Below are 12,701 nucleotides of genomic sequence, written 5' to 3' on the forward strand. Positions count from 1 at the left end.
TCTTGCCTCTCAAGCCGCTTCGCGATCGGGAACCACAAGACCGAAGTCCTGCGGGAAATGATCCAGCGCCGAGAGCACCGGGAACGGCGTCATGCCGCCCATCGCGCACAGCGAACCATGGACCATCGTGTTGCACAAGTCGCGCAACAGGATCACCTGCTGCGCCCGGTTCTGGTCGGCGCGGATCTTGTCGATGACCTCGACCCCGCGCGTGGAGCCGATGCGGCACGGCGTGCACTTGCCGCAGGACTCAATGGCGCAGAATTCCATCGCGTAGCGCGCCAGCTTCGACAGGTCGGCCGTGTCGTCGTGGACCACGATGCCACCGTGCCCGACCGTGCCGCCGATGGCGGCATAGGCCTCGTAGTCGAGCGGCACGTCCCACTGTGACTCGGGCAGGTAGGCGCCAAGCGGTCCACCGACCTGCACCGCCTTGATCGGTCGACCCGCGGCCGAGCCGCCGCCGTAGTCGTAGAGCAGTTCGCGCATCGTGACGCCAAAGGCCTTCTCGACCAGTCCGCCACGCTTGATGTTGCCGGCCAACTGCATCGGCAGCGTGCCGCGCGAACGGCCGACGCCGAAGTCGCGGTAGAACGCCGCGCCACGCGCCAGGATCAGGGGCACGCTGGCCAGCGTGATGACGTTGTTGATGAGCGTCGGTTGGCCGAACAGTCCGGTGATGGCGGGAAGCGGCGGCTTGGCGCGCACGATGCCGCGCTTGCCTTCGATGCTTTCGAGCAGCGCGGTTTCCTCGCCGCAGACATAGGAGCCCGCGCCCTTGCGGACTTCGAGCGCAAAGCGCCGGCCGGAGCCGAGGATGTCGTCGCCGAGGAAGCCTGCGGCCTCGGCCAGGCGAATCGCCTCGTTCAGTGTTGCGATGGCATGCGGGTATTCGGAGCGCACGTAGACATAGCCCTTGGTCGCGCCCGTCGCGATGCCGGCGATGGTCATGCCTTCGATGAGCATGAACGGGTCGCCTTCCATCGTCATGCGGTCGGAGAAGGTGCCCGAGTCCCCTTCGTCGGCATTGCAGACAACGTACTTCTGCGCGGCCTCGGTCGCATGAACCGTCTTCCACTTGATGCCGGCCGGGAAGGCGGCGCCGCCCCTGCCGCGCAGGCCCGAATCGAGCACCTGCTGGACGACATCGGCCGGGCTCATGGCCAGTGCCGCACGCAGTCCCGCAAAGCCTTCGTGCGCCTGGTAGTCCGGGAGCGACAGCGGATCGATGACGCCCATGCGCGCGAAGGTGAGGCGCTCCTGTTTTTTCAGATAGGGAATGTCGTCCGTCAACCCATGACACAGCGCGTGCGCGCCGCCTTCGGTGAAGCCGGCATCGAACAGGCCGCCGACGTCGGCGACGCTCACCGGGCCGTAGGCGACGCGGCCCAGGGCGGTCGAAACTTCCACCAGGACTTCCAGCCAGAACAGGCCGCGCGAACCGTTGCGCACGATGCGGATGTCGAGGCCGCGTGCCGCAGCTTCCTCGGCGATGCGGCGTGCGACGCGATCGGCGCCGACCGCCAACGCAGCGGAGTCGCGCGGAATGTAGACGGTGATGGTCATCCTGCGCTCCTCGCATCGGCCAGCAGTGCATCGAAGGACTTTGGCGTCATGCGTGCATGCGGCTCGTCGTCGAGCATCAACGCGGGTGACGATGCGCAGAGGCCGAGGCAGAACACCGGCTCCAGCGTGAACGCGCCGTCTTGCGAGTTGCCGTGCATCGCGCACCCGAGGCGCTGCTGTGCATGTGCGACCAGGGCATCGGCGCCCATGGCCTGGCAGGCTTCGGCGCGGCAGATCTGGACCACATGGCGTGCGGCCGGCTTGTCGCGGAAGTGCTGGTAGTAGGTGACGACGCCGTGGACCTCGGCGCGCGAGAGGTTCAGGGCTTCCGCGATCTCGGGGACCGCGCTGGCCGGCACATGGCCCAGCGTGTCCTGCACCGCATGCAGGATCGGCAACAAGGCGCCGGACTCGCCTGCACGTTGCGCAAGCACTTCGCGTACGACGCGTGTCGCGTCACTCATCGTGCCCCCGCGGCGTTGTCGGGACCGACCGGCATGCATGCTTCATCGTTGTTCACTCACTCGTGCGTTTGGCGCGGAGTGTCGAACAAGCGAACGCGGCGGTCTAATTTATTCGGGGAATCAATCGATGCGTTTGGGAAATGAGGGTTTGCATGGGTGCCTCAGGCACGACCCAGGGCGCCCGCGTGCCGCGCCACCTCGCTCAGCCAGGCCGGGTCGCTTGCGAACGACAGCGCGGCCTGCAAGGTGCGCGAAGGTCGATTGGTGTCGTGCACCATGAATGCGATCGGCACCTCGACGGTCGGACTGGTCAACGGCTGCGCCTCCAGGTCGCCATGGCCCTTCACCTCGTCCACGAGTGCGCCGGGCATGATGCTCGACACGCGTCCGGCCCGCACGCTCAGTGCGAGCGTCAGCACCGAGTTGGTTTCGATCGCGGGCTTGGGCGCAACGCCCGCCTCGGCAAAGGCGCGGTCGACGATCGTGCGGTTGTGCATCTCGGAACTCAACAGGCACAAGGGCAACGCGGCGGCCTCGCGCCAGGTCACGGCCGGGCCGATCCGCAGCCCGCCACTGTCGTTGTGGTTGCCGGCATGCGATGACTTGCGCAGCAGGAAGTAGTGCTCGGTGTATTGCGGCACGATGCGAACCGGCAAGCGTCCGCTGTCGATGCGCTCCGTGTAGCCGAGCCCCAGGTCGAGTGCCATGCTCTCCAGGCCGGTTTCGAGCTCGACCGAACTCATCGAGCGCAAGCCGGGCGTGATGCCCGGATGGCGGTCCTGCAGCATCGCGACAAAGCGCCCGGCAATGGGCATGGCCGTCGGCACCGCGCCGATCAGGAGGTTGCCGGTCGGCGCGTCGGCCCGGCTGTGCAGGTCCTGCTGCAGCATCTCGTATTCGCGCAGCATCGTCCGGCCGCTCTCGAGGATCCGTGCGCCCTCGACGGTGAAGCCCGCGAAGTTGCGGCCGCGCTTGACGATGGTGGTGCCAAAGCTCTCTTCGAGCGCGCGGATCGCATTCGACAAGGCCGGCTGGGTGACGCGGCACGCCAGTGCCGCGCGGCCGAAGTGGCGATGGTCGTCGAGCGCGACGAGGTACTTCAGGGAGACGAACAGGTTCATGAGGGAGGCGGTGCGCGACGGGCTGCAGGGAGTTCCGAATCTACTGCCAACCTGCGGGCGCACCCCCGCACACGCGCTCGCCAGCGACAACGCTGCGATGCGCCGCGGTCGCAGCCATGTTCGCACTTGCGGCTTCGCATGCGAACGTTCTTCTTACATCCGGCCGGATGAAGGACTCCAATGCAACAGCGACTCGTTGCGTAAATTCACCGCGACTTTACGTATCGCTCAGCAACAGCTCAGGCAGAGGGACGACCATGCATGTCTGCGGCGGCGTGCACGTGCCGCCGGATTCATACCGTCCGCGCTGCGGGATGCAGCCTGACGCAAAGGAGGTAGAGAAATGACGTTCATTGGGCCGAATCCCATCGGCAGTACGCCGGCCTCCGCGGGAACCGCATCGGAAACGGAGATTCCGGCGTTGGTCGCGCAGGTTTATGAAGCGGCGCCTGCGGAAGAGCGCTGCCATCTGGTCGAGACCCTGCTGCGGCCGCTTGGCGTGCTCTCGCTCGTCGCGATCGCGCACGGCGTTTTCGCCAAGATCCGGTTTCGCAGCGCGGGGCATGAGCTGAAGGTGCGCGTCGACGATCTGCGAAACGTCAGTGCGGCCGACATGATGGCGCTGGTCCACCATGCCCAGCAGGTCAGCATCGAGACCGTCGACAGCCTGGTGCAACAACTCTCCAGCTCGGGCAGCATGACGAGCTCTGCTGCCGCGATCGTGCTGGTGGGGCTGCTGGTACAACGCGCCCGCCGCACGACGCCGATGCAGGCGCGCGACGCGTCGCTGGACCCCTGATACGACTTCGCAATCAAACGCATAACTGCGTTGGATCGCCTTGCCGTGCTACAGCACTGTCTGCGGCGCTCCGCCTTGTTCTGCGCTTGATTGCAAAGTCGTACGACTGGGCGGCGCTCGCTATTCGCAATTCAGTTCAATTGCTCCCGCTGCATGCGAACGAAGAGCGTCGAGGCATTCTTGGCATTCAGCGTCTCGTACTGGTCCCAGTCCGCGAACTCCGGCAGCGCCGCTGCCTTCGGCACCTCGCTCAGCGCGGTGCCGGCTTGCAACAGTTGCGAGACGCGCGTGCGCAGTTGGGTGAGGTAGCGCACCTGCGCGTCGATGGCTGCTGCCGTGGTTCGCGGCCCATGGCCGGGCACGATGACCCGGATGGGCAGCTTGCGCAGCGCATCGAGCGCTACGAGCCAGCCGTCGATGTCGCCGTCCATCACGTCGGGAATGCGCGCCTGGTCGAGCAGGCCGCCCGCGAACAGCACGCCGGTGCGCGGGTCGAGGACCGCGACGTCGCCGGGTCCGCTGGAGTGCCCGAAGTAGAAGACTTGCACGGGCCGGCCGATGGCGTCGAGTGTTTGCGTGTCGTCGAATTGCCGATCCGGCGTGAACATCACGGTGCCCTTCATTTCCTCTTCGCCCAGGGTCTCCTTGAGCACCCGCAGGCAGCGCTCGCAACGTGACGCCATCAGGTCGGCGGCCTTGCGATGCATGAGCACCGGGATGCCGCGCTCGCGGAATGCGGCGGCGCCGAAGAGGAAGTCCTTCTGCGCATGGGTGATGAGCGCGAGCCGCACCGGCTTGTCGGTCACGCTCCGGATCGTGGCGAGCAGCGCCTCGCCGTTGCGCCAGGAGGTGCCGGTGTCGATGGCCAGGACGCCCGTGTCGCCAACGATGAACCCGGCATTGCCGACGCGGCCGAGGTTGCGCGTATCGACCGCGCCTGCTTCGCCCTGCATCATGAAGACGCCGGGGCCGACTTCGACGGCCTTCGGGGCGACGTACGCCTGCGCGGACGGCGCGGACGGCATGGGTGGAGTCGATGCCTGCTGGACCGTTCCAGGTGTCGAGCAACCAGTGGCGAGCGCTGCGCATGCGATGGCGAATACCCCGACGCCCCACGATGCAACCCGCGCCCAGCCCATCCGAATCATCGATGAAAGCCGCAGGCGAAGGCCTTGCGAGCGTGTTCCGGCCTCATTCGGGCCGCCGGTACTTCAGCGTGCTTTCGAATTGCAGATCGCGCGAATCCACCACCTCCGCCTTCAATTCCCCGTCCCCGCGGGGCACGAAGTAGAAGCGGAAGTTCGGGTTCTCGCTGATCGAGAAATCCACGTCGGCCGACATCACCGACTGCCCCGCGTAAGTGATGTTGACCTGTCGCACGAAATGCGCGGGCGTGTAGAGGCGCGTGACCTGGTCGAGCGCCAGGCCGGAGTTGTTGGGGTGGCTGATCATCAGTTGCGCGAGTTGCGGCTTGTCGCCGTCGGCCGGCCCCTGGAGGCTCAGCTTCATGCGGCCAAGGGTCTTCAGCGCGGCCTCCGCGTCCTTGCCCGGCGGCGCGGAGCAGCCGCCGGAGGCCTTGACGAAAGCCGTCGCCATCTGCAGCTTGCCGTCGTTGGTCTCGGCGATGGCCCGGATGTGGGTGTACTCGTCGACACGCACGCGGGTCTCGATGTCGGCGCGTCCGCTCAGTGGCGTGAAATGGAAGATGGCGGAGATCGGCGAGGGGTTGTTGTCGATGATCAGGTAGACCTTGTCGATGTAGCGTTCCGGCGTCTGCGGCATGCGCGAGCGGATCGCGATCGGCACGATGGCCGCGTCCTCGGCGCGCACCGGCACCACCAGCGAGATCACGTCCTCGCTCGCGGCGGCGATCGGGCGCGACTGGAAAAGGCTGGCGCGCACCTTCTTCCAGACCGGGTTGGCCTCGGGGTTGTCGGCGCTCTTGATCTGCGCGCTCGCTTGCCGCATGGGCAGTGCGAGGGCCAGCAACGCGCTGCTGGTCACGGCGCGCCGCGTCAACGGGCGTCCTGGAAACCTGGGGTTCTTCGGCTGGTTCATGGCTTCGATGCCTTGGGCGCTTCGGCGGTATCGGGGTCTTCCCATTCCAGTTCCGCGTACGCTGCCGTGACGTTGCGCTTGTGGAAGCGATCCGTCAACAGCCAGGGCGTGCCGGGCGCGATGCCGATGCTGTCGACGGCCTGCTGGATCGTCAGGTGCTTGCGCAGGGCCGCGCGGGTGTCGCGCAGCAGGGCGCCGAGATAGGCAGCCTGCGCATCCATCGCACCGGGCCACTCATTGCCGACCGGGCCGTGCCCGGGCACGACGGTGTCGACGGGCACGCGCTTCAGGTCCTCCATCACGGAGACCCAGCCACGCAGGCTGCCATCGAGCGCCGGCAGGTGCCGCACGAACAGCAGGTCGGACGCGAACAGCGTGCGGGTGCGCTGGTCGTACACGGTGAGGTCGTTGTCGGTGTGCGCCGTGGGCCAGGCTTGCAACGTGAGCACGCGGTCGCCGAGGTCCAGCTGCATCGTCTTGTCGACGCTGATGCCGGGGTACACGATGGCGGTGCGCGGCAGGGTGATGTCGAAGTCGCGTTTCAGCGAATTCAGCCAGTACGGTTCGCGCGCGGTCAGCGCCTGCGTGAAGCGCGCGCTGGCCACGAAGCGCGGGGCGGGCGTGCTGGACTCGGCGAAGGCCACGTTGCCCAGCACGTGGTCGGGATGGGCATGCGTGTTGATGACGTAGCAGACCGGCAACGGCGTCACGCGGTCGATCGCGGCTTTCAGCGCGTGGCCGACGGCGGGCGTGCCTCCGGTGTCGATCACCGCAACGCAGCGGCTGCCAACCACGAAGCCGAGGTTGGCCACGTCGCCGCCGTTGGCGGGCGCCCAGTCTTCCAGCGCGCCGGTGTGGACGAACAAGCCGGGCTTCACCTCGACGACCGCCAGGGGCGTCACGGCCCCGGCAGCTTGCGCAACAGCGACGGCAGCGCACAGCAGGATCGCGGCCCGCAGCCCCCGCATCCAACGCCGCATGAATGTCGGCATCGGCAACCCGCTCCCTGCCATCACATCACCCGGCTACTTCGCGTCCGCAGCGCCGAGGAAGCATCCTTGTTCAGCCTTCGTCTGCAGGGCCTTGTAGCGCTTGACCTCGGGCTCGTACGACGGCACGTCGCGTATGGCGCCGCCACGCTCGCCGCCGATGGACATGGCCTTGACGATGGTGCTCATCGTCACGTAGTCCTTGTACTTCACGGAACCGGCCAGCGCATCGAGCGCGCAGGAGCACTTGTTGGTCATCTCGAAGTTCGACCCCGGATGCGCCCGCATGCACTCCTGCACATACAGCACCCGGTCCACGGTCGGGAAGTCATTGACGGGGGCGGCGGCATTCGCGGCGCCGACGCCCAGCAGGAGCGCGCCGAGGGCCAGCGCGGAGGGCAGGAAGGGGTTCAGCTTGGGCATGGTGTTCGACGCAGGCATTCAGGGTTTGGGCGGGGGTCCGGCGCCGTCGAGCAGCATTTCCTCGACGATGAGCGGCGCATCGCTGGCCGATTCGGCGTTGATCCGGGTGCGGATGCCGTAGAGCCCCCCGGGGACTGCGCTGGACATCAGGAAGACGTAGGACTTGTTGGCCAGCTTCTCGAAGCGCGAGCGGTTCGGGTCATCGAGGTAGGGCGTGATGCTGAACTCCTTCACAGCCACCGGCTTGCCCTTGTACGGCAAGGTGAGGTCGCGCACCGTCGCGCCCTGGTAGACCGCCATGCGGATGCGCTTGCGGAAGTAGTTGGGCTGGCCCTTCGTCAGGCGCTGCATCTCCTTGATGTCGCGTTCGAGGAAGTACAGGATGGCCGGGTTGCCCTTGGCGCCTTCGACGGCGGGTTCGGCAACGGCGCGCTTGCCGCTGAAGAACTGCGCGTCCGCTGCGCAGCAGCTGCCGTCGGGCTGCGCCGTCAGCTTCAAGTCGACCTTGTCGTCGAAGGCTTCCTCCAGCGTTCCGGTCTTGTGGAAGACGTAGTGCAGCGTGAGCGGCGGTTGCAGGCTGCCCAGGTGGTTGTCCATGAAGACCGCCTGCTCGGCGGCTGAAAAGTCCGTCGCGGCCAAGGCGGGGGATGCTGCCGCCAGGAACCCGACCAGCGCCAGGGCAGGAAATGCTTTCATCGGCAGCACCGCGGCTACTTCGGTGCCTCGTACGACGCGTCGACGACCGGAACGCCGTACTCCTTCAGGATGGCCATGATCTGCGGCCGGTTCGATTCGATCAGGCCCTCGACCTGCTGCTTCCATTCGCGCTCGCCGTAGCGCACGCCCATCGCGATCTGGTAGTCGAACTGGACGCCGGGCTCGGACTTCATCGGCACCACCACCAGCGCAGGCGTCTTGATGCGCGAGGCGTAATAGCCGCCGATGGGGCCCCAGACGATGGCGACATCGATCTTGCCCGCGGCAAGGTCCTTCTCGATGATCTCGCCGGGGTATTGGTCGGGGTCGGCGTTCATGGTCTGGTAGGGCACGCCCTGATCCGTGAGCCGGTGCTTGCTGAGCCATGCCGATGCGGGCGACCGGTCGTAGATGCCGATGCGCAGCTTGGACAATGTGGCCGGGTCGAGCTTGAGGAAGTCCTCGGTCGACGCGACCTGGTCCATGCCCTTGCCCTTGGCGAACACCAGCGCATAGGTCGAGCGGTAGTAGGGCTTGGTGACGGACACCTGGTCATAGCCCGCTGGCACGCCAATCACGATGTCGCAGGGGTAGTCCTGGTCCGGCAACTTGAAGCGCAAGGTGTTGCGGATGAAGGCCAGGCGCTGCGGGAAGGAGTAGTAGACGACCGGCAGCCCCATCGACTTGCCGAACAGTTCGGCAATCTTGTTCTCGATGCCCTCGCCCTTGACGTTGGAGAAGGGCAGGTTGTTCGGGTCCTGGCAGACGCGCAGCGCAGTGCGCGGTGCGGGCTTGTCCTGCGCCACCGCGCCGGTTGCCAGCAAGGTCAGGGGCAGGGCGGCGAGGGCCAGCGCGCGGATGCCGTTCATTTGGGCATTTCTTCGACCTTGGCGCGGGTGATGGCGCCATCGGATCGGCCTTTGAGATATGCGTAGAGCTGATTGATGTTGTCCATGACGACCGGGCTGTTGCCGAAGCTCTGCATGCCCTTGTCCAGCCGACCGTTGGTCACGGTCTTGACGAACTCGTCCTTGGTCAGGGTCTTGAGGCTGTTGACCAGCGATGGCCCGACGAGGCCTTCCTGGTTGGCCCCATGGCACCGGTCGCAGGCCGCGGCACGCCAGGCCCGGAAGCCCTTCATGGTCTCGCTGTCGACCTTGTAGCCGTCCACCACCTTGTACGGTTTGTCTTCCGCGTGAGCCGCAACGGCACCACCCATGCACAACAGCGCGCAAGCGCCGATCAACGCGATTTTCAGTCTCATGATTTCTATTCAGCCCTGTTTTCGATCAATTGAAAAGAGGGGCAGCCAGTAGGTGCCAGCTGCCCCTCTTCGGTATGAGAACAGGGTCGGGGGCTCGTGGTTCCCCGGTACTTACCCTGCGTTCAACGCGCTCAGTTCGGCAGCGCGAAGACTGTCAAGGAGCCGCCCAGCTCCGTGTACTGGTTGAGCTCGCGGTAGCCGCCCACTGCGCCCAGGCCGTCCTGGTCCTTCTCGAGGCCCGCTGCCATGCCGATGCCGGCCCAGCCGCCAATGCCCGAGAACACGCCGATGTACTGCTTGCCCTTGTGCTCATAGCTGAACACGTTGCCGATGATCCCGGACGGCGTCTTGAACTTGAAGAGTTCCTTGTTGATGTTCTTCTTGTCCACGCACTTCAGGTAGCCCTCCAGCGTGCCGTAGCACGACAGGCCACCCGCGGTGTTGAGCGAGCCGCTCCACACCGAGAACTTCTCGGGGTGGCTCTGCACGATCTTGCCGGTGCCGGCGTTCCAGGAGATGAAGTTGCCCATGCCGCCATGGCTGTTCGGCGCCGGGAACATCGAGAGCGTCGCGCCCACATATGGCTGGCCGGCCGTGTACTCGACCTTGAACGGCTCGTAGTCCATGCAGACGTGGTTGGTCGGCACGTAGAAGAGCTTGGTTTCAGGGTCGTAGGACGCAGGCTGCTGGTCCTTGCTTCCCAAGGCTGCCGGGCAGATGCCCTTGCTGTTGACGTCCGGTCCGTTCTGCGCCGTCGAGTACTTCGCAACCACTTGCGGGCGGCCGGTCTTCATGTCGACGTTGGTGGCCCAATTGACGTTCGGGTCATACTTTTCGGCAACCAGCAGCGCACCCGTCACGCGGTCCATCGTGTAGGCGAAGCCGTTGCGGTCGAAGTGCACGAGCGCCTTGGTGGGCTTGCCCTTGACGTCGATGTCGGCCAGGATCATTTCGTTCACGCCGTCAAAGTCCCATTCGTCGAAGGGCGTCATCTGGTAGACCCACTTGGCCATGCCGGTGTCCACGTCACGCGCCCAGATGGTCATCGACCACTTGTTGTCACCGGGCCGCTGCGACGGATTCCACGTCGACGGATTGCCCGAGCCGTAGTACATCAGGTTGAGCGCCTTGTCGTAGCTGTACCAGCCCCAGGTGGTGCCGCCGCCGATCTTCCACTGGTCGCCCTTCCAGGTCTTCAGCGAGGAGTCGGGGCCCACCGGCGCCATCTTGCCGTCGGTCCAGGTCATGGTCTTCTGCGGGTCCATCAGCATTTCTGCATCGGGTCCGACGCTGTAGCCCTTCCAGGCCAGCTTGCCGTCGCTCAGGTTGTAGGCTGCGATGAAGCCGCGCACGCCCCATTCGCCGCCGCTGATGCCGGTGATGACCTTGTCCTTGAAGACGTGCGGCGCATTGGTGTTGACCGCGCCGAGCTTCGGGTCGCCGTTCTTGACGGTCCAGATCACCTTGCCGGTCTTGGCGTCGAGCGCGACCAGGTTGCTGTCGGCCTGTTGCAGCAGGACCTTGCCCTCTGCATACGCCAGGCCGCGGTACACGGTGTCGCAGCACATCTGCGGGATCACAGCCGGATCCTGCTTGGGCTCGTACTTCCAGATGATCTTCTGCGTGTCGAGGTCGATCGCGAAGACCTTGTTGGGGAAGGGCGAGTGCAGGTACATCGTCCCGTCGATCACCAGCGGCGAGCCTTCATGGCCGCGCAGCACGCCGGTGGAGAACATCCACGCGACCTGCATCTTGCCGACGTTGCCCGTGTTGATCTGCTTGAGCTTGCTGTAGCGCTGGTTGTACATGTCGCCAGCCTGCATCGCCCAATTCTTCGAGTTGGCGATATTTTTCTCGACATCGGCATTGGCATGCGCCAATGCCGGCACCGCAAGTAGCGCCGCCGCCAGCAGGCGCCAGGTGCGCCCTAGTAAGTGCCCGGAAAATCGCATCGAAGTCTCCTTGTTTTGGAACATCAGAGCCTGCCCGCACCAACCGCAAACAGGCGCCTGCCGAGCAACTCGACGAAGCCGGCCAGCGAAGTAAATGCAAGTTGCGCGCCTGCTTCAGGACGCCGCATTCGTGGCGTCTTGCAACGATGAGTTGCCGCCCGCGCATGCGCCGTGCTGAAGCACATTGCGAGGGGAAACCCTAGCCAAGGGACCTGTTTGCGGGGGATCGCAGGTCACGCCGGGCGACTGGCGTGCGAGTCGCGCGACGCTGGCGCGCAGCGCGGGCCCGCGCCTGGATCGCAGCGCTCTCAGGGTTCACCATGAAGTGCGATCCGGCCAATGGCCGCAGCATCGGTCGGTGGGTGCTGCATCAGAAATGTGGCAACCACTTTCGACACAGAGTGTTTCACCGGCAACGGTGTCATCCGGAGGCAGACGACGCATGCGACGGCGGCAGAAAAACCATGGGCGCGGGTATTGCTTGATGGAGGCTCCGCATCCGCCCTGTGGCCGGCCCTCACTCGCCAACAAGAATGCAGCAGTCCAATGCGGATTGCCTTGACCGACCACGACAACCGATCAATGCCAGAGACACTTTCGAAGACCATGCTCCGGACCACCGGCCTGACCAAACGGTACGGCGCACGCGTGGCATTGAAGGGACTTTCATTGAGCCTGGCGTCGGGGCAATTCGTCGCGCTGCTGGGCCCGAACGGCGCCGGCAAGTCGACGCTGTTCCAGGTGCTCACGGGGCTGTTCGCGGCGGACGAGGGCGAGGTCGAGGTGGCGGGCCATTCGCTGGGCCGCTCGGCGACAGCGGCGCTGCGTCACATCGGCGTGGTGTTCCAGCAGATCTCGCTCGACCTGGACCTCAGCATCCGGCGCAACCTGCTGTTCCAGGCGGACCTGCACGGCTTGCCGCGGCGCCTGGCGGTGCAGCGGATCGAGGCCGACTGCGCCCGCCTCGGCATCGAGCCCAACCTCGACCGCAAGGTGCGCGAACTCTCCGGCGGCAACCGGCGCAAGGTGGAACTTGTGCGTGCCTTGCTGCATCGACCCTCCGTGCTGCTGATGGACGAAGCCACGGTGGGGCTGGACCCCAAGTCGCGCCAGGACCTGATGCGTGCGCTGCGTGCCGACGTGAAGGAGCGCGGCGTGGGCGTGCTGTGGGCCACCCATCTGGTGGGTGAGGCCGAGGGCGCCGACCGCGTGCTGGTGCTGCACAAGGGCGAGCTGTTGTGCGACGGCACGCCGGCCGAGGTGACGCAGGCGCTGGGCGGGCCGACGCTGGAAGCAGGCTTCATCTCGCGCACGAACGAGACCAGACAAAAGGAGACGAGTACATGAATGACGTTGGTGTGTGGGGCAA

General features: G+C 65.8%; 13 protein-coding genes. 2 read left to right on the forward strand and 11 right to left on the reverse strand.

Annotated elements, in window-relative coordinates; translation table 11 throughout:
• Window positions 1-9 precede the first annotated feature (9 nt).
• The 3 genes from HB681_RS10560 to HB681_RS10570 all read right to left on the reverse strand — a co-directional run bounded on the left by HB681_RS10560 (window position 10) and on the right by HB681_RS10570 (window position 3,151).
• Complete coding sequence (locus HB681_RS10560) at window positions 10-1,566, reverse strand: formate dehydrogenase beta subunit (protein WP_213954763.1); 1,557 nt, start codon at window positions 1,564-1,566, stop codon at window positions 10-12.
• Window positions 1,563-2,030, reverse strand: coding sequence for a formate dehydrogenase subunit gamma (locus HB681_RS10565; protein ID WP_213954764.1), 468 nt, complete (start codon window positions 2,028-2,030; stop codon window positions 1,563-1,565). The genes HB681_RS10560 and HB681_RS10565 overlap by 4 nt, the downstream gene beginning before the upstream one ends.
• A 161-nt stretch (window positions 2,031-2,191) precedes the next feature.
• On the reverse strand, window positions 2,192-3,151 hold the full coding sequence (locus HB681_RS10570; RefSeq protein WP_213954765.1) for a LysR substrate-binding domain-containing protein: 960 nt from the start codon (window positions 3,149-3,151) through the stop codon (window positions 2,192-2,194).
• A gap of 343 nt (window positions 3,152-3,494) precedes the next feature.
• On the opposite strand from HB681_RS10570, the gene HB681_RS10575 reads away from it, so the two are divergent.
• Window positions 3,495-3,950 (forward strand): hypothetical protein, encoded by a 456-nt coding sequence (locus HB681_RS10575; protein ID WP_213954766.1) that lies wholly within the window; start codon window positions 3,495-3,497, stop codon window positions 3,948-3,950.
• Window positions 3,951-4,081: 131 nt separating this feature from the next.
• On the opposite strand, the gene HB681_RS10580 is transcribed toward HB681_RS10575, so the two are convergent.
• The 8 genes from HB681_RS10580 to HB681_RS10615 all read right to left on the reverse strand — a co-directional run bounded on the left by HB681_RS10580 (window position 4,082) and on the right by HB681_RS10615 (window position 11,332).
• Window positions 4,082-4,975, reverse strand: a complete 894-nt coding sequence (locus HB681_RS10580) for an MBL fold metallo-hydrolase (protein ID WP_213954767.1) — start codon at window positions 4,973-4,975, stop codon at window positions 4,082-4,084.
• 166 nt (window positions 4,976-5,141) lie between these two features.
• Entirely contained in the window at window positions 5,142-6,008 is an 867-nt protein-coding gene (locus HB681_RS10585; protein ID WP_256734904.1) for a quinoprotein dehydrogenase-associated SoxYZ-like carrier, read from the reverse strand.
• The gene (locus HB681_RS10590; protein ID WP_256734905.1) at window positions 6,005-7,000 is read right to left on the reverse strand and encodes a quinoprotein relay system zinc metallohydrolase 2; all 996 of its coding nucleotides are present in this window, start codon (window positions 6,998-7,000) and stop codon (window positions 6,005-6,007) included. Before HB681_RS10590 ends, HB681_RS10585 begins: the two co-directional genes overlap by 4 nt.
• 33 nt (window positions 7,001-7,033) lie before the next feature.
• Window positions 7,034-7,438, reverse strand: coding sequence for a hypothetical protein (locus HB681_RS10595; protein WP_256734906.1), 405 nt, complete (start codon window positions 7,436-7,438; stop codon window positions 7,034-7,036).
• Window positions 7,439-8,116 (reverse strand): hypothetical protein, encoded by a 678-nt coding sequence (locus tag HB681_RS10600; RefSeq protein WP_213954768.1) that lies wholly within the window; start codon window positions 8,114-8,116, stop codon window positions 7,439-7,441.
• Between the two features lie 14 nt (window positions 8,117-8,130).
• Complete coding sequence (locus HB681_RS10605; protein WP_213954769.1) at window positions 8,131-8,985, reverse strand: substrate-binding domain-containing protein; 855 nt, start codon at window positions 8,983-8,985, stop codon at window positions 8,131-8,133.
• On the reverse strand, window positions 8,982-9,335 hold the full coding sequence (locus tag HB681_RS10610; RefSeq protein WP_256354050.1) for a cytochrome c: 354 nt from the start codon (window positions 9,333-9,335) through the stop codon (window positions 8,982-8,984). The genes HB681_RS10605 and HB681_RS10610 overlap by 4 nt, the downstream gene beginning before the upstream one ends.
• 176 nt (window positions 9,336-9,511) lie before the next feature.
• Window positions 9,512-11,332 (reverse strand): methanol/ethanol family PQQ-dependent dehydrogenase, encoded by a 1,821-nt coding sequence (locus HB681_RS10615; RefSeq protein WP_213954771.1) that lies wholly within the window; start codon window positions 11,330-11,332, stop codon window positions 9,512-9,514.
• Window positions 11,333-11,938: 606 nt separating this feature from the next.
• Between HB681_RS10615 and HB681_RS10620 the strand changes: the two genes are divergently transcribed.
• Complete coding sequence (locus HB681_RS10620; RefSeq protein ID WP_213954954.1) at window positions 11,939-12,679, forward strand: ABC transporter ATP-binding protein; 741 nt, start codon at window positions 11,939-11,941, stop codon at window positions 12,677-12,679.
• Window positions 12,680-12,701: the final 22 nt, after the last annotated feature.

Source organism: Variovorax sp. dw_954, from assembly GCF_018449755.1.
In the GTDB taxonomy this organism is placed as follows: domain Bacteria; phylum Pseudomonadota; class Gammaproteobacteria; order Burkholderiales; family Burkholderiaceae_C; genus Variovorax.

Bases quoted from the DNA above. Each gene is read 5' to 3' on its own strand.
- HB681_RS10560 (WP_213954763.1), bottom strand. From the start codon at position 1,566: ATGACCATCACCGTCTACATTCCGCGCGACTCCGCTGCGTTGGCGGTC.
- HB681_RS10565 (WP_213954764.1), bottom strand. From the start codon at position 2,030: ATGAGTGACGCGACACGCGTCGTACGCGAAGTGCTTGCGCAACGTGCA.
- HB681_RS10570 (WP_213954765.1), bottom strand. From the start codon at position 3,151: ATGAACCTGTTCGTCTCCCTGAAGTACCTCGTCGCGCTCGACGACCAT.
- HB681_RS10575 (WP_213954766.1), top strand. From the start codon at position 3,495: ATGACGTTCATTGGGCCGAATCCCATCGGCAGTACGCCGGCCTCCGCG.
- HB681_RS10580 (WP_213954767.1), bottom strand. From the start codon at position 4,975: ATGCCGTCCGCGCCGTCCGCGCAGGCGTACGTCGCCCCGAAGGCCGTC.
- HB681_RS10585 (WP_256734904.1), bottom strand. From the start codon at position 6,008: ATGAACCAGCCGAAGAACCCCAGGTTTCCAGGACGCCCGTTGACGCGG.
- HB681_RS10590 (WP_256734905.1), bottom strand. From the start codon at position 7,000: ATGCCGACATTCATGCGGCGTTGGATGCGGGGGCTGCGGGCCGCGATC.
- HB681_RS10595 (WP_256734906.1), bottom strand. From the start codon at position 7,438: ATGCCTGCGTCGAACACCATGCCCAAGCTGAACCCCTTCCTGCCCTCC.
- HB681_RS10600 (WP_213954768.1), bottom strand. From the start codon at position 8,116: ATGAAAGCATTTCCTGCCCTGGCGCTGGTCGGGTTCCTGGCGGCAGCA.
- HB681_RS10605 (WP_213954769.1), bottom strand. From the start codon at position 8,985: ATGAACGGCATCCGCGCGCTGGCCCTCGCCGCCCTGCCCCTGACCTTG.
- HB681_RS10610 (WP_256354050.1), bottom strand. From the start codon at position 9,335: ATGGGTGGTGCCGTTGCGGCTCACGCGGAAGACAAACCGTACAAGGTG.
- HB681_RS10615 (WP_213954771.1), bottom strand. From the start codon at position 11,332: ATGCGATTTTCCGGGCACTTACTAGGGCGCACCTGGCGCCTGCTGGCG.
- HB681_RS10620 (WP_213954954.1), top strand. From the start codon at position 11,939: ATGCTCCGGACCACCGGCCTGACCAAACGGTACGGCGCACGCGTGGCA.